Source organism: Flavobacterium davisii (genome assembly GCF_019565505.1).
Classification (GTDB): Bacteria; Bacteroidota; Bacteroidia; order Flavobacteriales; family Flavobacteriaceae; genus Flavobacterium; species Flavobacterium davisii.
Genome location: NZ_CP067378.1, coordinates 823,897 through 843,963, shown reverse-complemented (window position 1 = coordinate 843,963; position 20,067 = coordinate 823,897). Strand labels below are relative to the sequence as shown.

The 20,067-nt window shown below is 31.4% G+C and carries 20 protein-coding genes; 14 read left to right on the top strand and 6 right to left on the bottom strand.

The features are described from left to right. The first annotated feature begins 140 nt into the window (after positions 1-140). From JJC05_RS04260 to JJC05_RS04240, 5 genes are all read left to right on the top strand, one after another. The gene (locus tag JJC05_RS04260) at positions 141-2,600 is read left to right on the top strand and encodes a hypothetical protein (protein ID WP_235878321.1); all 2,460 of its coding nucleotides are present in this window, start codon (positions 141-143) and stop codon (positions 2,598-2,600) included. Positions 2,601-3,025: 425 nt separating this feature from the next. Next, the gene (locus tag JJC05_RS04255) at positions 3,026-3,811 is read left to right on the top strand and encodes a hypothetical protein (protein WP_235878318.1); all 786 of its coding nucleotides are present in this window, start codon (positions 3,026-3,028) and stop codon (positions 3,809-3,811) included. A 258-nt stretch (positions 3,812-4,069) separates the two neighbouring features. Further along, entirely contained in the window at positions 4,070-7,717 is a 3,648-nt protein-coding gene (locus tag JJC05_RS04250; RefSeq protein ID WP_235878317.1) for a hypothetical protein, read from the top strand. A gap of 10 nt (positions 7,718-7,727) precedes the next feature. Beyond that, the gene (locus JJC05_RS04245; protein WP_235878316.1) at positions 7,728-8,729 is read left to right on the top strand and encodes a hypothetical protein; all 1,002 of its coding nucleotides are present in this window, start codon (positions 7,728-7,730) and stop codon (positions 8,727-8,729) included. Between the two features lie 9 nt (positions 8,730-8,738). Beyond that, positions 8,739-9,464: a hypothetical protein gene (locus JJC05_RS04240; RefSeq protein ID WP_235878315.1), complete on the top strand. Its 726-nt coding sequence runs from the start codon at positions 8,739-8,741 to the stop codon at positions 9,462-9,464. Positions 9,465-9,605: 141 nt separating this feature from the next. Here the strand turns inward: JJC05_RS04240 and JJC05_RS04235 are convergent, their stop codons facing one another. Next, the gene (locus JJC05_RS04235; RefSeq protein WP_258929655.1) at positions 9,606-9,989 is read right to left on the bottom strand and encodes a transposase; all 384 of its coding nucleotides are present in this window, start codon (positions 9,987-9,989) and stop codon (positions 9,606-9,608) included. A gap of 76 nt (positions 9,990-10,065) precedes the next feature. On the opposite strand from JJC05_RS04235, the gene JJC05_RS04230 reads away from it, so the two are divergent. The 3 genes from JJC05_RS04230 to JJC05_RS04220 all read left to right on the top strand — a co-directional run bounded on the left by JJC05_RS04230 (position 10,066) and on the right by JJC05_RS04220 (position 11,370). Next, the gene (locus JJC05_RS04230) at positions 10,066-10,308 is read left to right on the top strand and encodes a hypothetical protein (protein WP_235878313.1); all 243 of its coding nucleotides are present in this window, start codon (positions 10,066-10,068) and stop codon (positions 10,306-10,308) included. 385 nt (positions 10,309-10,693) lie between these two features. After that, a complete protein-coding gene (locus JJC05_RS04225; RefSeq protein WP_235878312.1) occupies positions 10,694-10,831 on the top strand; it encodes a hypothetical protein in 138 nt (45 codons plus the stop codon). 2 nt (positions 10,832-10,833) lie between these two features. Beyond that, positions 10,834-11,370: a hypothetical protein gene (locus tag JJC05_RS04220; RefSeq protein WP_235878311.1), complete on the top strand. Its 537-nt coding sequence runs from the start codon at positions 10,834-10,836 to the stop codon at positions 11,368-11,370. Between the two features lie 348 nt (positions 11,371-11,718). On the opposite strand, the gene JJC05_RS04215 is transcribed toward JJC05_RS04220, so the two are convergent. After that, positions 11,719-12,111 carry a hypothetical protein gene (locus JJC05_RS04215; RefSeq protein WP_235878310.1) on the bottom strand — a complete coding sequence of 131 codons (393 nt, stop codon included), beginning with the start codon at positions 12,109-12,111 and terminating at the stop codon, positions 11,719-11,721. 664 nt (positions 12,112-12,775) lie between these two features. On the opposite strand from JJC05_RS04215, the gene JJC05_RS04210 reads away from it, so the two are divergent. From JJC05_RS04210 to JJC05_RS04200, 3 genes are all read left to right on the top strand, one after another. Beyond that, a complete protein-coding gene (locus tag JJC05_RS04210) occupies positions 12,776-13,009 on the top strand; it encodes a thioredoxin family protein (RefSeq protein WP_127823629.1) in 234 nt (77 codons plus the stop codon). Between the two features lie 372 nt (positions 13,010-13,381). Continuing rightward, on the top strand, positions 13,382-13,645 hold the full coding sequence (locus JJC05_RS04205) for a DUF2024 family protein (protein ID WP_105195238.1): 264 nt from the start codon (positions 13,382-13,384) through the stop codon (positions 13,643-13,645). After that, on the top strand, positions 13,645-14,001 hold the full coding sequence (locus JJC05_RS04200) for a gamma-glutamylcyclotransferase family protein (RefSeq protein ID WP_105195237.1): 357 nt from the start codon (positions 13,645-13,647) through the stop codon (positions 13,999-14,001). Before JJC05_RS04205 ends, JJC05_RS04200 begins: the two co-directional genes overlap by 1 nt. A 397-nt stretch (positions 14,002-14,398) precedes the next feature. On the opposite strand, the gene JJC05_RS04195 is transcribed toward JJC05_RS04200, so the two are convergent. Further along, positions 14,399-15,280: a transposase gene (locus tag JJC05_RS04195; protein ID WP_235877352.1), complete on the bottom strand. Its 882-nt coding sequence runs from the start codon at positions 15,278-15,280 to the stop codon at positions 14,399-14,401. Between the two features lie 59 nt (positions 15,281-15,339). After that, positions 15,340-15,723 carry an IS110 family transposase gene (locus JJC05_RS04190; RefSeq protein WP_235877302.1) on the bottom strand — a complete coding sequence of 128 codons (384 nt, stop codon included), beginning with the start codon at positions 15,721-15,723 and terminating at the stop codon, positions 15,340-15,342. Between the two features lie 304 nt (positions 15,724-16,027). Here JJC05_RS04190 and JJC05_RS04185 point away from each other — a divergent pair, with 304 nt between their 5' ends. The 3 genes from JJC05_RS04185 to JJC05_RS04175 are packed head-to-tail and all read left to right on the top strand — an operon-like array spanning position 16,028 to position 17,802. Continuing rightward, positions 16,028-16,414, top strand: a complete 387-nt coding sequence (locus tag JJC05_RS04185; RefSeq protein WP_235878309.1) for an ISAon1 family transposase N-terminal region protein — start codon at positions 16,028-16,030, stop codon at positions 16,412-16,414. Further along, a complete protein-coding gene (locus tag JJC05_RS04180) occupies positions 16,407-17,363 on the top strand; it encodes an ISAon1 family transposase (protein ID WP_445297836.1) in 957 nt (318 codons plus the stop codon). Before JJC05_RS04185 ends, JJC05_RS04180 begins: the two co-directional genes overlap by 8 nt. A 22-nt stretch (positions 17,364-17,385) precedes the next feature. Next, the gene (locus tag JJC05_RS04175; RefSeq protein WP_309597461.1) at positions 17,386-17,802 is read left to right on the top strand and encodes an integrase core domain-containing protein; all 417 of its coding nucleotides are present in this window, start codon (positions 17,386-17,388) and stop codon (positions 17,800-17,802) included. Positions 17,803-17,809: 7 nt separating this feature from the next. On the opposite strand, the gene JJC05_RS04170 is transcribed toward JJC05_RS04175, so the two are convergent. Together JJC05_RS04170 and JJC05_RS04165 are read right to left on the bottom strand one after the other, a co-directional pair. Further along, positions 17,810-18,580, bottom strand: coding sequence for a hypothetical protein (locus JJC05_RS04170; RefSeq protein ID WP_235878306.1), 771 nt, complete (start codon positions 18,578-18,580; stop codon positions 17,810-17,812). Beyond that, a complete protein-coding gene (locus JJC05_RS04165) occupies positions 18,561-20,060 on the bottom strand; it encodes a hypothetical protein (RefSeq protein WP_235878305.1) in 1,500 nt (499 codons plus the stop codon). The genes JJC05_RS04170 and JJC05_RS04165 overlap by 20 nt, the downstream gene beginning before the upstream one ends. Positions 20,061-20,067: the final 7 nt, after the last annotated feature.

Below are 20,067 nucleotides of genomic sequence, written 5' to 3'. Positions count from 1 at the left end.
AACTTAGTGTGCTTCGTGCCTTTTTTAAAGGCTCAGTGATTAAGTTAGAATTTGTAATTAAAATTGATTTTCTTATTGCATTTAAATTCTAATAAAAATACAAATAATAAATAGTGCAAATTGTTGCAAAATATAATAAAGTGAGTTTTAGATTACATATTTTAAAAAAACTATTATTAGTGTTGAGTATAAATGTCACCGCTCAAACTATAGATTTAGGATCCTTTCATGGAAAACCTTTTAAAATTGGAGGCGGTTTATCAATAGGTTCCACCTTCTTCAATTCAAATAGAGATGCAAGAGCCCCCTTTGTATACAATTTTACAGGAAATTTGAATGTTTCATTCTATTCCTTTTCAATGCCCATTTCCTATAATTTTTCCAATATGGGAGGCAAACTGAGTTATCAAGTACCTTTTAATTTCAATCGTTTAAGCCTTAATCCCAGATATAAATGGATTTCAGCTTATATAGGCGATGCCTCAATGAACTTCTCTCCCTATTCCCTAGCAGGCCACATGTTTACAGGAGCAGGTATTGAACTTACACCCGATGGCCCTATCAAAATTTCAGCGATGTACGGGCGATTATTAAAAGAAGTAAATGATATTTACAATCCTAATAGTTTTCCCGTATTTGAACGTTGGGGGTACGGAACAAAAATAGAATTAATAAAAAATAAATATAAAGTAGGATTAATAAGCTTTTATGCAAAAGACAAAGAAAATCCATTATTATATCAATCAGTTGCACCCAATATACAAAACTTAAGTCCTAAAGAAAACCTTGTTATAGCATTTAATTTTGAATCACAAGTTTCAAATAATACCAAAATCTATGGTGATTATACCCATTCCTCTTTAGTGCAAGATAAAAGAGCCATAGGCCATCATACTGTGGATGGAATTGCCTCTTTATTACTAAGAGGAAATGAATCCACACAAAATTTTAAAGCCATCAAATTAGGATTTGATTACAAACTTCAAAAAATGGTTTTAGGAGCCAGTTTTGAGCGTGTTGATCCTGGTTATCAAACATTAGGAGCCTATTTTTTTTCCAATGACTTACAAAATATCATGATCAATGCCGCCAGACCCTTATTTAAAGATAAAGTACAGCTAAGCCTAAATCTTGGAGTTCAAAAAGATAATTTAGATCATAAAAAAGCACAAACCACTAATCGACTAGTAGGAACCGTTAACACAAACATTAAAATAAATGAAAAACTATCTACTAACCTTAGTTTTACCAATCAATCCACCACGACTAACGTAAATCCTGACCAATTTGTACAAATCAATCAAACCAATCCAGCTATTAACGCTATAAATCAGTTGAATTATCGTCAATTGTCCAATAGCTTAATGTGGAATACCAATTATCAATTACCAGAATCCAAACAAGCAAAACGCAATTGCAGCTTTAATTATAACTATAATCAAGTTGAAAATGAGCAAGGAGGACAGGTTAATCCGAATCAAAAAACAGCCTTTCATAATCTGAATGCCCTGTATACCCATTTTTTAATAAAAAGTAAATGGGCCTTTAATACCTCTTTGAACTATACAATAAGCCAAATGGGAGGGCAGGATTCCTATACTTTTGGTCCCGTGATAGGCATTAGTAAAAAATATTTTAAAGACAAATTAACCACACAATGGTCTACCTCCTATAACACAAGTAAAAATTCAAGCAACAAAGCAACCAACTTTAATTGCCGTTTTAATGCAAGTTATAAATTGTTTGAAGAACATAACTTTAACTTTATGATATCGCAATTAATAGCCAATTCAATAAATACTTCAACATCCAATAAAATCAATGATCTAACCATTACCCTTGGTTATAATTTTAATTTTGCAGGTACTAAAAAGAAAGAAAAACTAGAAAATGCTAAAAAAACAACTATAGAATCAGTAACAAAACAAAAAATAAGCCTTCATCTATCAGAAACCCATTATGAACTAGATGCTAAATCAATAAACCAATTAATAGACGATAAAATTAATACAACAGATTTTGAAGGACTAGAAGAAGAAAAACAAATCGTATCCAATCAAAAAAATACAATACAACAAAACCTTGATAAACTAGATACAACCCAAGAAGAAAAAGAAAAAACAACCCTAGCAAAAACAATTCAAAAAGACGTTGAAAATGTATACCAAACACTCAAAAAAATAAATGAATTTACAATATTTTATAAAAAATCAGAAGAAGAAGCCTTGGCGAAAATGCGAAAAGACATTAACCGTGATTTAGTTTTTAATAAAAAAGATTTAACAACTAAATATAAACTCAATGCTTCCGCCGACGATCTTCAAAACCAAGAAGAATTCTTGATTTTTGAACAACAAATGTTAAGCGAAAAGATAAAACTATCAAAAAAAGATATTTTTACTATGGCACAAATGAGCTGCTATTTCCAATTAGACAATCCAGATTGGAACACTCGTTTTCATAATTCGGTGACAGCCATAAAAAAACAATATTACGAGAAATTTAAAAAATCAAAAAAAACACTTAACATAGTCGATGAACTGGAAGTAAAAGGAATGGATGCCTATGTTAAAAAGTATAAAGAAAAATTTAGATTTTAGAATTTTTAGATTATTTGGATTCTTTTGATTTTGAAAAATCTTTGCGCCCTTTGCGATTAAGGTTTCACAGAGTCGCACAAAGTTTCCACAGAGTCACACAAAGTAAAAAAACTTTGCGATCCTAATGCCTTCATTGCGCTCTTTGTGGTTAAGAAGAATTTAAAATTTAGAATTTTTAGATTATTTGGATTCTTTTGATTTTGAAAAATCTTTGCGCCCTTTGCGATTAAGGTTTCACAGAGTCGCACGAAGTTTCCACAGAGTCACACAAAGTAAAAAGTCTTTGCGATTCTAGTGCCTTCATTGCGCTCTTTGTGGTTAAGAAGAATTAAAAATATATAAGAAACTTAGTATGCTTTGTGCCTTCTTTGTGCTCTTTGTGGTTAAAAAAATCACCCTTATTAGTTAAATAAAAAAACAATTAAATGATAAAGTTAAGACATCTTTTTAGTATCCTATTTTTGTTCCTAAGCAATTTAGGATGGGCACAACTCTATCCCGTACAGGTTAATAGTACCGTTTTGCCTCCTTATTTATCTACCTTGTCTAGTTATGCCACTACGGCAAATCAAAAATATTTAGTCAATATTTATACCTCCGATTTGAATGTCGTGCACCGTCAAGTGCGCTTAAAACTCTATATTGAAGGCAATGGAATTCAAGCACAATCGGTACCTGTAGTATTGGGAGCTAATAATTTGTTTATTAACGGAGGTGAAACCTTACAACTTTCTAATATTGATCTAGCACCTTATTTTCAATTAGAAAATCTCACAGGCATCAATCAAAACCAGTATAGCGGCACACTCCCACAAGGCAACTATAAGTACTGCGTTGAGGTGTATGATTTTATAACCAACCAGCGAATTTCTCAAAAATCGTGTACCTTTTATTATTTTGTATATAATGAACCCCCATTACTCAATACACCTACTCAGCATCAAGTGGTTACCTTTCAAGAACCACAAAATTTGTTTTTTACTTGGACCCCCCGTCATATCAACGCTGTAAATATTGAATATGAATTTGAATTGGTCGAAATACTTGATCAGCAAGTTCCATCCAATCATGCTTTTTTAACTCAAATTCCTTTATATAAAACCACCACACCTACAACGGCATTACTTTATGGTCCTACTGAACCCCAACTTATAGCAGGACGTAAATACGCTTGGCGTGTCAAAGCACTTAGTCAACTTCGGTTTTGGTGACAAAGCCGTTTTTAATAACGATGGGTATAGCGAAATTTTCGATTTCGTTTATCCAGGCAATTGTCAACCACCTAAGTTTGTACTTGCCGTTTCTTTAAACGCTACCCAAACTAAAATTACTTGGCAATCCGACCCTAGTTATCTAGATTATAAAATAGAATACCGAAAAAAGGAAGTACCACTTGGTATCCTACGGCATATTATAACAACGAAGCCAAAATATACGACCTTGAAGCGGGTGCTACCTACGAATATCGTGTGGGTGGCGAATGTATTGGTGGACTGGTTAATTATACCCCTGTTGACGAATTTACGCAACCGACTAAAGATGCTATTGCCATAAAATGTGGTATGAAACCCAATGTGGATCTGAGTAATGTAGCCCTTTTTCAAGGGGAATTGCCAAATGATCAGGTTATCATGGCAGGCGATTTTGCCATCAAGCTGACCGAAGTAAGTGGAAAAGGAGCCTATACAGGCAAAGGTTACGTAAGCGTACCTTATTTGTCCTTTGTAAAAATAGGTGTTGAATTTAAAGATATTAGCATCAATACCGATTTTAAATTGGTAAAAGGTGATATAAAAGCTCTATATGATCCCTCATGGAAAAATATTATAGATGTTGGAAAAATATACGACCAAATAGAAAATGTTTTTGACTACTTCTCTCCCGATATCGAAGAACACCAATTTGAGACTAACTTCGAAATTCCCGATTTGTCACATATTTCGGTAAGTAGCAATGCTATAGTAGTAACTGGTGCCGATGGACAAACGCAAAGCTTTGACCACGATCCCGGCGAATTGGTTGTTATTCGAGATCCTAAAGGGAATGTATATGCTATACCCCAAGAAGGTGATAAACCTGTAGCGTTAAACGAAGGACAAGCCGCTGGATTTATCCCCAATGCCGAAAATACACAAGGCGTAAGCTCCTCAGGTACCGTTACCAGTTTAGCAGCAATAGCCGCACGGGTTACATTTGAAAGAGCAAAAGAAAGCAAATATGCCGATGATCAAATGCCAACAAAGGCACATCCTGCTATCCAAAAACTATACAAAACCATCCCTGACGGAGCTACTTCATACAACTTATACCACAAAGGAATTCAAAATGATGGTAAAGGAAGTCGTAGTTTTGACTATGTAGAGGCGGTTATAGAAGTTAAAGGTTCAGGGATTAAACCCGAGGAGATTCAGTTTAATATCAAAGGAAGTACCGCCAAAAAGATAGGTACTATGGTAATGAAAAACGGCAAGGCTTATCAAACCCTTGAAGTTCCTGTGTATGATAGCTCCGCACCTGTAGAGCTTATGGCATTGTTACCGTGTAAAGACGGTGCCAAAAATCAAGTGCTAGGTGTGGCCAAAATAATCCCTATTAAAATACTTCCTGAGGTCAATTTGACTCTTATACCTGTTAATGATGCGGTACTGCCAACAGGATTACAAGACCAATTGAACGGCATTTATAAAGATGCTGCAGTACAGTTTAAAGTAACCGTAGCCGCTAATTATACTGTTGCCAAAACCGAAATGGAATGCGGAAAGGATGCCTTATTAGACAAGCTTTCAGAAGACCAAGCCACATTTGTAGAAACCTATCAAAAAACACATCCCGCCGATAAAAATCAGTACTATATTTTTGTGACCTCGGGTATAAAGCCAAGCCGACCTATATCCGGTTTTATGCCGCGCCATTCACAATGCGGTTTTGTTTTTGGAGCTCAAAAAGGCGACGATGCTAAAGCAGCATCGAATATAACGGATATCATTGCCCATGAACTCGGACACGGTGTGTTTGAACTCCAACACCCATGGGAGGAGTTTAACACGGGAAGCAAGAATAGTAACACTCCTTGGTTAATGGATTATACCTCGGGGACTAAACTAGCCTATGTACACTGGCAACGTATCAGCCATCCTAAGTTTGGAGTGTATGCTTTGGATAGTAGCGAGCAAGGGGAGTTGGCCGAAGGATTATGGTTTACAACAAACTGGATTGCTTTTAAAGGTAAGCCTGATTTTATTCCCGTTGTTGAAATCTCTAGTGATCTTAGACCAGAAGGAACAATTAGAAAAATTTTTGTGAAAAAAGAAAATGCTTATTATGAGTATGATCCTCAAAAAGGTGACTATTATAAAGAAGGAAGACCTCTTAAAATAGATACTTCAACTAAATTGTCAGATTCTAGTACAAATGCTGTTTATCTATATAAGTATGAAGGAGGATGTGGAAAAGATAAATATTACAAGTCAACTTATAATGTTGTAATCTCTAAAAAGGGTGATGTTGCAGGATTATTAAAAAATTTAAAACCTGAAGCTGTATTCGGATGTGAGAGTCCTTCATTTGATAATCTAAAAGAAACAGGTAAAGAGATTTTTGCTCAAAATAAGATTAAAGTCCCAGAAAAGGATCTGCAAATTTTAATCGAAATAGCTAGTATTGGTGATAAAATAGGTAAGAGTAATTATAGTAGTTATGTGAAAAAAATTAGGAATGATGGTAATCTGTTTTGGTCAGACGTTAATAAAACGACACCTTATTCAACGGAAAATTTAATTAATACACTTACTAGTTTAAAGAAATTCTCAGAGGCTATTCAACGTTTAAAATCATTTAATTATAAGACTATTGATGAACTCGTAACAGATGTTGATACTAATTTTAAAATAACAAAAGGATCTGATAATATTTTTGTTTTTCCTTCAGATATGAAATTAACACAATTATTAACGACACCTTTTGCTGATTTAGACGCCAAAAGAACTGTTTTTTTCTTGGATCTTATTAAAGATGCGGATTTTAATACAACCCACGAGGTTGGTGACCCAATTTGCGCTGAACAAATTTTAGGTGTAATGCTTGATAAATTTTCGAATGAGAAAAATATTGAAGAAAAAAAGTTAATTATCGATCATATAAGAAGTAGAAAATACATAAACAAGTTTGTTAATATTAATGGTATCTATTATGAGTCTTTTATTAATTCAATGATTACAATGGTTCATCAGGTCTATAAAGCACCTCCATTTAAGATCAATCCTGAACGTTTTTTAACATTTAGTTCTGCTTATTTTCAACTAAACAGTGAATCAATTTCTGAGCAAGGAAAAGTAGAATTAAGAGTAAAGCAATGGTTTTCGGATGATAAATATAACCTTATTATAGATCCTTATGAATATGTAACTGTTAGGTTTGTTGAAGATGTTGATTTTGGAGGGGATTTTAAATTTAAGAAAAATCAATATGTTCAAATGTCTGCAATTTGCGCATATCAAATGTTTCATAAGGATACTCAAAATGCGCTTTGGAAAACCGCACGTATTGCAGGAGAAGTTGTTTTGACAGTTATTGGTGTTGGCGAAATCACAGCTGCCATCAGACTTTATAGAGCTGGGCAAACCGCGTACGCAACGTATATAGGAGTAAAAGCTCTTGGAGATGTCGGATTTGGACTGGTTGATATTTATATAAATAATTCTGATAATTCACTTACAGATGCACAAAAAGAAAAATGGAATAAATTCTTTATGATTTACTCTATTGCTTCAATATCTACTACGGGATTAGAAATGCTTACAAATAAAGTTATTACAAAATTAAAAAAGGGAGGAAACTCCTATAATGAATTTGAAAAAGCTGTGGAAGAAGCTAATATTGATATTGATGAACTTTACAAAGAGCATATTGAAAATTCAGCTAAAATACAGAGTACTATTGCTGATCAATTGGATTTAATATCAAAACGACTTCCTATAAATTTACAAGAGCAGTTTAATAAAGATTTTGCAAATGCAAGCGAAGAAATAGTAAAAGCCTTGCAAAAAGAAAACTCAGAATTAATTAATGGATGGAAAAAATATAGAACCAAAAATCCATCATCTATCTTATGTAATTAAATGTTTTTTTATGAAAAAATTATTTTTCCGTATATTAATATGTTTACTCAGTTTTTCTAGTATTAATGCTCAATGCTGGTTTACCCAATTCCAAAAAGATTTTGAGACAGGAAGTATTGAATTTAAAAAAATTATAGCTGAGAGCGAAGATGGTATGGCAACCTATCAACGGCTATATGATGGAGGAAGTAAATATGTACTTAAAAATGGAACTTATCTGCGAAAGTTTGAAAAACTAACTCCTCAAGTACAAAACAAAATAGCGAAACTTACAGACGACAAGAATACTGGCTCTACTCTTACGAAATTTTTAGATGACTGTGAAGATGCTGAATTTGTCAAGTTTGTAAACAATCCAGAAAATAGCAAATTTGTTGATGCTTTTTCGAATCATAAGCTTACAGATAATGAAGCCCAAAATATTGGCGATTTAGTAGCTGAATTAAAGTTAAACAACGAAAGTAATCCCAAAGTCGAAAAATGGCTTGAACGTAGTGACAAAATTTCAATAATGAAAGGTCGCTTTAAAATAGCCGACGACTTTGAAAAAGCAAATAACACTGTAATTAAAAATAACCGTAACCCTCCTTGTAACTCTTGGGGAGGCAATGGCAACCGAACACACTATACACAATTACAAGTAGGTGAGCCAAAAGTAATTTTAGATGATGCTTTGGTTGATCCAGTTGCAGTCACAACAGACGCAAGGGGACGTAAAACCTACAAAGCAATTTATCATGATAGCAAATTAACTAATAATGCTCCTTGGACAACTAATCAAAAATCCGAAATTATTGATAAATTTACAACTGGAAAAGGCGTACTTACTGATGCAAATGGTGCGCAATATTTGGAATTCGAAGTGAAAAACACAAATGAAACACTAAGTAAATTAGATGGTAATTTTTTAAAATCTGGTGATAAGATTAGAGTTTATAAAACAGATATTTACAAATCGATAAGTAATGGGGATGGTAAAAGTATAATTAAAACAATCCAAATTTTTAAATAAGAGTGAAATATGGAAGAAAATGTAATTTTAGACAAACTTGTAAGAGAATTGCCTAATGGGTTTGAGTTAGCAATGACTGAGGAGCTAAGTACAAAAATGATTAGTTTTAAGAAAAACGATGCTAGTGTTGTTTATAGTATTCAGAATGTGACTTTAAATGATAGAGTTTATAATAACTTTTTAGGGAATATTTTAGGGAAAGTAATATTTAAAGAAGTAGAATATATACTCTTTCCAAAATATAAAGTAGGTGATAATAATCCTACAATAGACTATTATGGTCATCAGAAAATCTTTAATATACCAAAAGACGAGGGTATTTTTTCAAAATTACCAATAGAATATAAAACTGAGGAAGATATAGATAAAGGGTGTGCGTTGATTACAAAATACATCAATGAAATCGCTATTCCTTTTTTTAATTACTGGCAGGATATACGTGATTTTTTACCTTTTTTAGAAACTAATGATAATGGTTTTATTGCAGATTTGTTTTCGGGTGATGGTTTTTATAAAAAAGTAATTATTTGGAAACTATGTTCACATCCAAGATACAATGAGTTAATCGAGGAAATGTTAGAGATATTTAATGTCGAGCTTAAAGAAGCTCCAAAAGATAAATTATTAAAAAAAGATTATGACAGATATATTAAAATCATAAAAACCTTAGAGAAGACAAAACCTTTGTATGAATGGGATGAAAAATATTTAATACAAAAGCCGTATATAAAATAGTGTCTCGTCCTAAAATAAGTTTACATGTTTATACTTAATCCTAAAATATATTTACAACTCATTTTTAGTCCTACTATTGGTTTACAATAATAGGACTTTTTATATAATAATTCTTCCATAATTTTTCTGTTTTTATACCGTTTAACCTTTGAAAACACTGTAAAAAGCATTCATGTAAAATGGATAGCCTGTTATTGATTTAATTGTTTTATCATCAGATATTTTAATCAATTCTTCCATTTTTTGGTTTAAGTCGTCTAAAGTATCATAAATTTTCATTGCAATTTTATCTTTCATCCATTGCCACATTTTCTCAGCAGGGTTAAGTTCTGGGCAATATGGTGGAATTGGCAAAAGAAATATATTGTCAGGAATTATCACATCCTTTGTGGAATGAAATGCGGCATTATCAATTATCATAATCTTTAACTCTGTTGGCTTGTGATTGCTGAAATCTTCCAGATATTTTACAAATAATTTTTTGCAAACACTTTGTGTTGTCATACAAAAACTCTCACCTGTTATGGGGGAAAACTTCGGGTCAGAGACATTTTCAGGGGATTTGACTAAATTTGTTTTTTAATTAATAGCGATCTAATCGATGGATTTGGAATTTATAAAGCATTTTTTACCTGAGGGTTTACTTGATTATTTTGATATTGTAGATTTTAAAGAGTTAGGCGATTTGTCAACTCAAAAAGAGTGTTTCTTTATTTATTTAGACGAAAAGAATACTCTACATTCAGTTGATAATCCTGTTCAATATGAATCAAAAGGTTTTAATGAGAGAACGCTAGTTCAAGATTTCCCCCGCTCCCGCGCGAATCCTTTCGCGTGGCAGTAATAAATGATAAAAATAATCAACTAGCAACTTGAAGTAATCAAACAAAAAATTGATTACATTCATAACAATCCAGTTGCGGAAGGAATAGTGTTTAGACCTGAAGATTACAAATATAGTAGTGCAGTCGATTATTCTGGTGAAAGAGGATTACTGGGAGATATATGTGTTTTTCAGTTTTTTAAGTTGTAATTACCACGCGAAAGGATTCGCGCGGGAGCGGGGGTTCTCATATTGGGAATACTATGCCGTATACCAAACCTCCGTATAGTTCAAAATTTGAAAATCCGCAACAACTACAAAAGGCCTTAAATAATACAAAACCGGAACTTCTGCTTTTAATTCAACTCCAGTAACTGGAAGTAATACCAAAGTTGTTTATCATACATTGACTGATGGTAGTGCTTATGGCAAAGGAGTTCCAAAAGATGGACAAATATTTCAGCAATCAACTAAAGTTAGAGCTGTATATCAGCAAACTTCTTCGGGTGATTGGCAGTTATTAACTATGTTTCCTGATTTTTAATTATGAATGACTTAAGGAATTTAATAAGCGCTTTAGCTTCCTTTATGGAAGCAAATTGGCTTCCATATGAGGATAGTATAGGAAGTATAAACTATTGTATCAATGGTGGTACAATTAGTAAAGAAAATTTGATATCAGAATATTCATCCGTAATGTTTGATAAAAATTTTGATTGGATTAGTTTAGCGACAGAAAGCCAATTATTAATAAGTCCAGAAAGTTATTCAAATGAGGACATCAAAAACTATGTTAAGTTTTTGTTGCAAGATTATTTATTTCCTGAAAGAAGATTGACTGAGCAAGAAATAGAGGAATTAAATTTATCTGTTGAAAATGTTTTAAAAGCCAATAGTTCAATAAATGAATGGATGCTTGCTTATGATGTATTTGAAGAATTAAAAAAGCATCAACAATATAAACAGTTGGAATATTATAATCTTTGGAAATTACCCTTTGTCAAAAAAAGAATTATACAGAAGTATATTGAAGGTAAAGACCGAGAAATAGGATATTTAAAGTATAACGAAAACCCGACTTAATCGGGCTTTTTTCAATCCCCGCTCCCGCGCGAATCCTTTCGCGTGGCAGTAATAAATGATAAAAATAATCAACTAGCAACTTGAAGTAATCAAACAAAAAATTGATTACATTCATAACAATCCAGTTGCGGAAGGAATAGTGTTTAGACCTGAAGATTACAAAAATAGTAGTGCAGTCGATTATTCTGGAGAAAGAGGATTACTGGAAGATATTTGTGTTCTTCAGTTTTTTAAATTGTAAATACCACGCGAAAGGATTCGCGCGGGAGCAGGGGGGGTGAGTTTTAGTTTCTTTTGAATAAGGTAAGTCGAAAAAAACTTCAATAATATCTCCTTTATTAAAGCTCATTAACAAGAAAGTAAATTATGAATATTTGATGAATTCATTTTAACAACTCCCTTTTTTAATTCTTCATCAGTTTTTATTACTGCGACTGATTGGTATACTTTTTTATGAAGTTTACTTTCTATTTTGTACAAGCATTTAAGCATATACTTGAAATTATCTTTAAGTTCAGTGTTATCGTAAAAATTTTTAGAACTCATTTTTTCAGAAAGCACTTCAAATTTTGATATGATTTTTTTTGTATCCTTAAGAATTTTTTCTGATTCAGATATGTTTAAAGCATCTAAATGCATAATTGCACCTTCCATTGATAAAATAAAAGTGATAATATCTTTGTTAAAGTTACTAATTACTCTCTTTTTAAGGAATTGTAAAAATCGTGTAATTAAAGACACCCTGTTCGCTTCGTTAACGACAGTCTATGCCATGTTTTCTATGTTAATTGTCAAATACATAATTACAATTTATACAACTAATTACGTTTCAAAAATAAACAATTTTATCTAAAAAATGAGTTAAATTGTTTTAATCCTTTTTAGTGTCTCAGTTTGGACAAGCTGTTGTGCAACTCACAAATAGTCAAGTCCAATCATAAGTTTATTTATTTGCTAAAAAACATTTCTGTATTGTTCCTATCAAAAATAGAAAAATTTATTTAGAGCGTGTTCGATGGAGTGATGATTTTCCATAAGCTTTGGTCGGTTTATGAGTGAATGAAAGTAATACTTGTGCGATTAGAGGTAAAAGCACATTATTAGTACTATATGGTTCTCGAATTCACTTTCCTTAAGTGTCTATTCTTTGGTCGATAATAAGATTGCGACTTTTTATAATAACTGAATTGAATACAGAAAAAGAATACTTTTTAGATTCCAATAGTATTCTTTCTTTCGAATAAATTACGAAATCGAAATCTATATTTTAGATGTTTGTAAGTAAATTCTGTTTTTTTAACTCTAAAATCAATTGTAAAGTTAAAAAATGAAAAAAAATATTGTATAATTAGGATTCCTAACTATATTTGTACAGCAATAATGCAAAAAAATAAAAATGAATAAAATGGAAAAATCAATTTTTTATCATGCAGGTTGTCCTGTTTGTGTTAGTGTAGAGCACGATATTGTAAATCTTATAGGAGAAAATAATGTCGAAATTGTACATCTAGGAGAAGATCGTAATCGTATTGAAGAAGCAGAAAAAGCAGGCGTAAAGTCAGTACCTGCTTTACTTACAGTAAATGGAAATGTGCTTCATATAAACTTTGGGGCTACTTTAGCTGATGTAAAAGGCTAATTCTTTCGCCTTAATAATTTAGGATTCCTAATTATTAAGGCTTTTTTAACCCAGATTACGCATTAGACTTCGTTGTGAAACAAAAATTTTCAATAAATTCAAGTGCTCACGGAAAATTTTAGAAGAAGAAATAATGAACTATTTTGATGATTAAAATTTGAGTAGGTGCTTGAATTTGAAGAAAAATAAAGTGGAATAGATTTACTTCGTCTATTTGCTACGCTCGGGTCTAATGCGTAATCTGGGTTTAAAGTAAAGTAGTTACTTACTTTGTAAAAAAGTAATCTTGTTCTTGTAAAATTTTAAATGATAAGTAATAACTCATTTATTTTTTATCATTTGATGAAATTAACTAACATAAAAAGAATGTAAATGAAAGTAGCAGTTTGGGATACCTATGTAACAAAAAAAGAAGGAAGTATTATGCACTTTGATATAATCGTGCCGCAAGAGATGATAACAGATACAACGACCATTTATAATTATGGTAAAGAATATTTAAAGAGTAAAGGTCAAGAAGGACAAAGTTTAACTTCAAAAGAATGTAAATTTTGTCATGTAGAATATCTTCAACCTATATGGGAAGAAGAAATAAATAAAAAAGGATATTTTATAATAGAAATAGAAAATTGTTAATGAAAAATACTACGCATTTACTTTTTTCTTATGGTACTTTACAATTAGAAAAAGTTCAACTTGAAAATTATGGAAGACTTTTAGTTGGAACACAAGATGTATTAAAAGGTTATAAAATTGAAAATTTACAAATAACAGATACAGATGTTTTAGTAAAAAGTGATTTAGAATATCATCCTATAGCTCTAAAGACAGGCGTTGAAACCGATTGTATTAAAGGGATAATTTATGAAATATCGAATATTGAATTAGAGGAAACAGATAAATATGAAGTAGCTGAGTATCATAGGATATTAGAAACTTTTGAATCGGGTAAAAAGGCTTGGGTATATGTGGCATGTCATAATAAAAGATAATATAAAAGTATTTTTAAAAATTTATATAGAGATTAAATGGTATATTCAGTATTTAATCCAAATTCTACATTAGAAAGGATCAAGAACAAAAGTTGAGGATTAAGGAAAGATTGGATAATCTGAATAATAAGAAATCTATATTTCTTACCTCTCTAAACTGATTTTTAAAGGCTTTTATTTTTGCATTAAACCCAGATTCCGCATTAGACTTCGTTGTGAAACAAAATTTTTCAATAAATTCAAGTGCTCACGGAAAATTTTATAAGAAGAAATGGTGAACTATTTTGATGATTAAAATTTGAGTACGTGCTTGAATTTGAAGAAAAATAAAGTGGAATAGATTTACTTCGTCTATTCGCTACGCTCGGGTCTAATGCGTAATTCTATCTAACTTAATTTAAGGAATTGATAAAGAAGTAGTTTCGATTCCGTATTTTTTAATCATTTTTTTAATTTGTATCGTTTTTTTATTCTTCATTTCTTGAATATATTGGTCTGTATTTATTGGTATATAATGTTGTTTTTTGACTATCATATTCCAAATTATAACTGCTATTTTTCTTGCTGTTGCTGTAATTGCAGCACCTCTTCCTTTTTTAAAAGAAATCCTTTTAAAGAACATAACGAGGTAACCTTCTTTTTTTCTTTCAATTGTATTTGCCGCATTTCTTAATGTCAATGCAAATTTATTTTTCCCTTTTGGAGTTCTGCTACTCAAAACCTTACCTCCACTAATTTTATTATTTGGAGCTAACCTGAGCCAATTCACAAATTGCTTGGAGGTCTTGAATTTATATATATCGGTGCCTATTTCGGCTAAAAAACTAGTAACGGTTCCTGAGCAAACTGATTCTATAGCAAAGAGATCTACTCCAAAAAGTTTTAAACTATATTTCTGTACATCAAATTTGGGTTGGTTTTTCCCTTTATTCTGTTTCTTTACCAATTCGATATCTTCTGATAAAACAATTTCTCTGGTTTGATTTTTCAGCACTTGATCAATACGAGTATCGGTGTTTTTTATTTTATCTTGAATAAGTCTGTAAATATCATAACAATCGGAAAGCTCATGTAGGTATTCATTGTTTATTTTACCTTGTAAAGCGTCGGCTATTTCTTCTTTGCTTTTTTTAACTCGTTTGTCGCAATATTCAGCTAATTTTTCACCTGAAGTTTCACCTGATAGTATCATCTCAATTACTCTTATTCCAGAAACTCCTGTGATGTCACTTATCACAACGTCGAGTCTGAAGTTCATTAAACGTAATGCTTTTTGCATTTTGTTTACAAAGCCTGAACTTTGTTCAATCAAACTAGAACGATGTCTATGAAGTGTTCTTATCTGCAAAGTGGTTTCAGAGGGCAAAAAGAACCTCGTAATAGCCCTAAAGAATGAAGTTTCTGTATCCATTGTGCATCTTTCACATCTGTCTTTGCTTTGAGGTTTTTTGTTTGAGTCCCTTGAACCAAAAGAACTTCAAAACCATTTCCCTGCAAGATCATAAACAAAGATTGCCAATAACTCCCTGTGGACTCCAAAGCAACACTACGAATCTTGTTCTCTTGAAGATAAGCTACCAAAGCGCATAATCCTGATTGATAAACATTAAATTCTCTGATTTGATTTTCATCCTGTCCTATGGCTACAAAATGAGAACGTGACCCAACATCAATTCCTGCAGCATTGGGATTTACAATTTGCATTTTTTCGAAACTTTTCATAAAATATTTTTTTATTAAAATGCGAGGAAATGTAATATCTTTGCTTAAATTATTCTATACGAGATAACATGGTGTTTCATCATTGATTGTCTCAAAGGGCTTCCAAATGGAAGCCTTTTTACATTTCAGCCAAAATCTGGGAGGGGATAAATTCACCATTTTATACATAGGCTTCGCTCGCAAGTACAAGTTAGCTCTCATTTGTCAAAGAACAATACTTTCTTGAAATCTGGGTTAAAAAGGGTCAGAGACATTTTCAGGGGATTTGACTAAATTTGTTTTTTAATTAATAGCAATCTAATCGATGGATTTGGAATTTATAAAGCATTTTTCACCTGAGGGTTTACTTGATTATTTTGATATTGTAGATTTTAAAGAGTTAGGCGATTTGTCAACTCAAAAAGACTGTTTCTTCATTTATTTAGACGAAAAGAATGTTCTACATTCAGTTGATAATCCTGTTCAATATGAATCAAAAGGTTTTAATGAGAGAACGCTAGTTCAAGATTTCCCTATTCGTGGAAAGGCAGTGTATTTAGGAATTCGAACCAGACGTTGGCGAGAAAAAGTGAATAAATCTAAAGAGGTGAAAAACGATTATTCTTTTGTAGCTGAGGGTTCAAAATTAACTACTGAACTCTCCGGTTTTTTAAAAGGTACAGGTCGAGACCCGAGAAGATACGATAAGTAATATAGCTAGCTACTATGGTGTAAAGAGCTACATTCTTCAACGACACTATAAGAAAAAAGTGAGCGGATTTAATGAATGGGAGCAAAAAAATCATGCTGAGGATTATTTGATTTATCCTCAAAATATTGGTCAATATATCAGTATAGATGAAGTTAGTTTGTCAAAAGGAGAACTCTATACTTACTTAACCAATAAAAAGGAAGAGGTAAAAAGGAACTCTTATTGCTTCGATATCAGGCACAAAAGTCAGGATATTATAGATGTCATTCTTAAAATCCCATTAGAAAAAAGACAGTTAGTTAAGGAAATAACTTTGGATATGGCTAGTAATATGAATCTAGTTGCAAAAATCTGTTTTCCTAATGCCAATATCGTTACAGATCGTTTTCATGTGGTAAAATTAGTAACCCAAGCATTACAACACATTAGAATAGAGTATCGTTGGGAAGAAATAAAGAAAGAAAATCAAGCTATAAAAGAGGCGAAAGATAAAGGTGAAAAATACAAGCCATTTACCTTTGAAAATGGAGATAGCCCAAAACAACTTTTGGCAAGAAGTAGGTATATAATAACCAAATTGCCAACAGACTGGACAAAAAATCAAAGAGCGAGAGCTAAGTTGTTATTTGAATCTTATCCAAAATTAGAAGAGGCTTACAAGCATTGTATGGAGTTTAGAGCGATATATGAAACAACTTCAAAAATCATAGCAAAGGAAAAAATTGAACAATGGATTGGAAAAACTAAATCACTGAATTTTACTCATTTTAATATTGCTTCAAATAGTATTAAAAACCATCTAGAAACAATTATAAACTTCTTTAACAATAGAAGCACTAATGCAAATGCAGAATCTTTTAATTCTAAAATAAAACTCTTTAGAGCGAATCTTAGAGGTGTTACAGATATTAAATTTTTCTTGTTTAGACTGGAAAAATTATTTGCTTAAATCAAACTAATCCCCAAAAAAAATATGTGAGCCATTAATACATCACTCTGATAGAGGAACTCAGTATTGTAGCAGTGAATATGTAAAACTTTTAGAAAATAATAATATAGCAATAAGTATGACAGAAAATGGAGATCCATTAGAAAATGCCATTGCAGAAAGAATTAACGGAATTATAAAAGAAAAATATCTAAATGATTATCAAGTTGATAGCATAGAAGAAGCTAGCGATTTATTGGAAGCTGTTGTTGATTTATATAATAATGAAAGACCTCATATGAGTATAGGAAATCTAACTCCAAATCAAGTACACCATAACAATATAAAAAACAGAAAAATTATGGAAGAATTATTATATAAAAAGTCCTATTATTGTAAACCAATAGTAGGACTAAAAATGAGTTGTAAATATATTTTAGGATTAAGTATAAACATGTAAACTTATTTTAGGACGAGACACAATTATTAGCATACTCCACAAGTTTACTTAATTGATTGAGTAATTTATTCCCTAATTCAGTTTTAATATGATTTTTAAGACTAATATTTAATGCATCATTTTCATTTAAATATTTAACAACATGATTCATATTCTGATTAATAATGCTGAATTCTAAATTTGCAATCCTATCAGCCAATTTTACAATTATTCCATCTTGATTATGTATTAATTTTGAGTACATTTTGGACTTTTTCTCTTCACGAGTATTTCCATCTCCATCTGTTAGTGACCAAACAGTTTCATATATTGATTCACCAAATCTATCTATAAATTCTTCTTTTGATATTGTGGTATCTTCTAAAATATCATGTAACCATGCAGATGCTAATAAATTATAATTTTTGTAAGACAACAAAATATCATTCCTAAATAGAACACTAACTACATTGATAAGATGGACATCATAATTGTAAATACCATATTTTTGAAATTTATGAGATTCTATCGCAAAGTCTTTAACATAATTATAAAGACTTATGCTAAGTTTATCTAACGCAAATTCTAAGTCAGATATGGCATCTCTTTCGTCAATCCAACCAGTAGCATAATGATTCATAAACGACTTTATGTATTTTGAATTTGCAACCCAAGCATTATTTTCAAAAACTTCAAAATTTTTAATTTCGCCTTTGAAATTTCTACCTTTTTCATATCTATAAAGACGATTGTTTAGTATGTAATAGTCAAATTCCATTTTATTTAATCGTTTGTACATTTATTGGATTAATTACAGAATTAGAATTGTTTATCATCAAATTTTTCAATTCTATTGCTCTTGTAGAATTTTCATCTAGTAATCTATACTCTTCATAAAGCGTATGATTTATATTTTGCTTCATATTAAAACTGTTAGGTGTGTGAAACTGTAATTCAAAAATCTGACCATTTGGATTTTTCATATTTATGTTTATTCCCTTATACATTGAACCATCTACAAATGTATTTTTTAATTTAACGACTTCATAGCCTTTATCTTTTAAGTCATTAAGAGTGTTTTCTATTCCTTTCACAAAAGTAGCATCATCAAAAGTAGTTGTGTATCTTAAAACATCATTCATTGGTGTATTTATGCCATCCAACTGTAATTTTCGAATCAGAGATTCTTCTGATTTTAAACGAAAATCAAGCCCTTCCATTTTACCACCATTTTTATTAGCTAAACCTACTAAATCATCAGTAACTTGATGTTCAATTAGTTTTAATTTCGATAAAAGTTCTCTGGCTTTAAGAGCTTCAGCCGTGTTCTCCGCTCCACTAACCTTCTTCCCAATCACATATCCCTTCCATTTTTTTATCAATTCAGCATTACCGTTAGGAATATCTTTGATGGTTATTCGTACTTTGCCTTCTTCGGCTAATTTATTCCAAGTTTTAGGTCGGCCTGTCACGGGGTCTTTAGGAATATTCCATTTGACTTGCTTGCCTTGCCCTTTTTGATTAAACCAAGGGATTACATCAGCTAGTTCTCCATCAAAACCTAAGTCTTCAAGTATTTCAATTTCATAATAAAAAGTATAATTTGATTCTGGAATATTTAGTGCTCTTGAAGAAAAATCAAAAGGCTTATCGTCAATAATAGGGCTGGTAAAATTACCTCCTAATAAGGGTTCGTTTATTCCATCCCAACTCCCTATAGGATTCGCATAACGGTCATATTTTTTGAACTTTTGAAGTGATATTCCACTTTCAATATTGTATCCGCCATTGTATGGAGGCCAATTTCCATTGATTTTATATTCCTTAAAAATCTCTTCTAACCGTTGCCATAAATGCAATTTGTTTTCATTATTAGCTTTTTTATAGTATTGATAGGCTAACGATCTTAAATGTTTAGGAAGATTTGATACATCAACCGTTTGTTCAAATTTTTGCTGACTATCTAAAAACGGAATAGGAACATTTCTTTCTTCACTTGTAAGCTTGTCAATCCATTTTTGATACCCACCAGCATTTTTTACTTCTTGAAAATTTTCGGCTACTATTTTAACTTCAGGAAGACTATTTCTTAAAGAAGGCTTTTCTTTATTCAACAAATACCAAGCGTCAAATGCTTTAGAATCGCTTTTTACAAAATCTTTTAAAGCGGTATTACGAGAAAAATCTTTTGCTAATTCAGAAAATGTACATTGTGCAAATCCTGATGTTACAAAAAACAAACTCCAAAAGGCTATAACATAAAAATATATTTTTTTCATATTTATT

What these genes read in the sequence shown, in the direction of transcription:
- JJC05_RS04240 (WP_235878315.1), top strand. Translation starts at nt 8,739, where the DNA reads ATGGAAGAAAATGTAATTTTAGACAAACTTGTAAGAGAATTGCCTAAT.
- JJC05_RS04190 (WP_235877302.1), bottom strand. Translation starts at nt 15,723, where the DNA reads ATGAAAAGTTTCGAAAAAATGCAAATTGTAAATCCCAATGCTGCAGGA.
- JJC05_RS04195 (WP_235877352.1), bottom strand. Translation starts at nt 15,280, where the DNA reads ATGCAAAAAGCATTACGTTTAATGAACTTCAGACTCGACGTTGTGATA.
- JJC05_RS04170 (WP_235878306.1), bottom strand. Translation starts at nt 18,580, where the DNA reads ATGTACAAACGATTAAATAAAATGGAATTTGACTATTACATACTAAAC.
- JJC05_RS04185 (WP_235878309.1), top strand. Translation starts at nt 16,028, where the DNA reads ATGGATTTGGAATTTATAAAGCATTTTTCACCTGAGGGTTTACTTGAT.
- JJC05_RS04165 (WP_235878305.1), bottom strand. Translation starts at nt 20,060, where the DNA reads ATGAAAAAAATATATTTTTATGTTATAGCCTTTTGGAGTTTGTTTTTT.
- JJC05_RS04230 (WP_235878313.1), top strand. Translation starts at nt 10,066, where the DNA reads ATGGATTTGGAATTTATAAAGCATTTTTTACCTGAGGGTTTACTTGAT.
- JJC05_RS04220 (WP_235878311.1), top strand. Translation starts at nt 10,834, where the DNA reads ATGAATGACTTAAGGAATTTAATAAGCGCTTTAGCTTCCTTTATGGAA.
- JJC05_RS04200 (WP_105195237.1), top strand. Translation starts at nt 13,645, where the DNA reads ATGAAAAATACTACGCATTTACTTTTTTCTTATGGTACTTTACAATTA.
- JJC05_RS04255 (WP_235878318.1), top strand. Translation starts at nt 3,026, where the DNA reads ATGATAAAGTTAAGACATCTTTTTAGTATCCTATTTTTGTTCCTAAGC.
- JJC05_RS04245 (WP_235878316.1), top strand. Translation starts at nt 7,728, where the DNA reads ATGAAAAAATTATTTTTCCGTATATTAATATGTTTACTCAGTTTTTCT.
- JJC05_RS04205 (WP_105195238.1), top strand. Translation starts at nt 13,382, where the DNA reads ATGAAAGTAGCAGTTTGGGATACCTATGTAACAAAAAAAGAAGGAAGT.
- JJC05_RS04210 (WP_127823629.1), top strand. Translation starts at nt 12,776, where the DNA reads ATGGAAAAATCAATTTTTTATCATGCAGGTTGTCCTGTTTGTGTTAGT.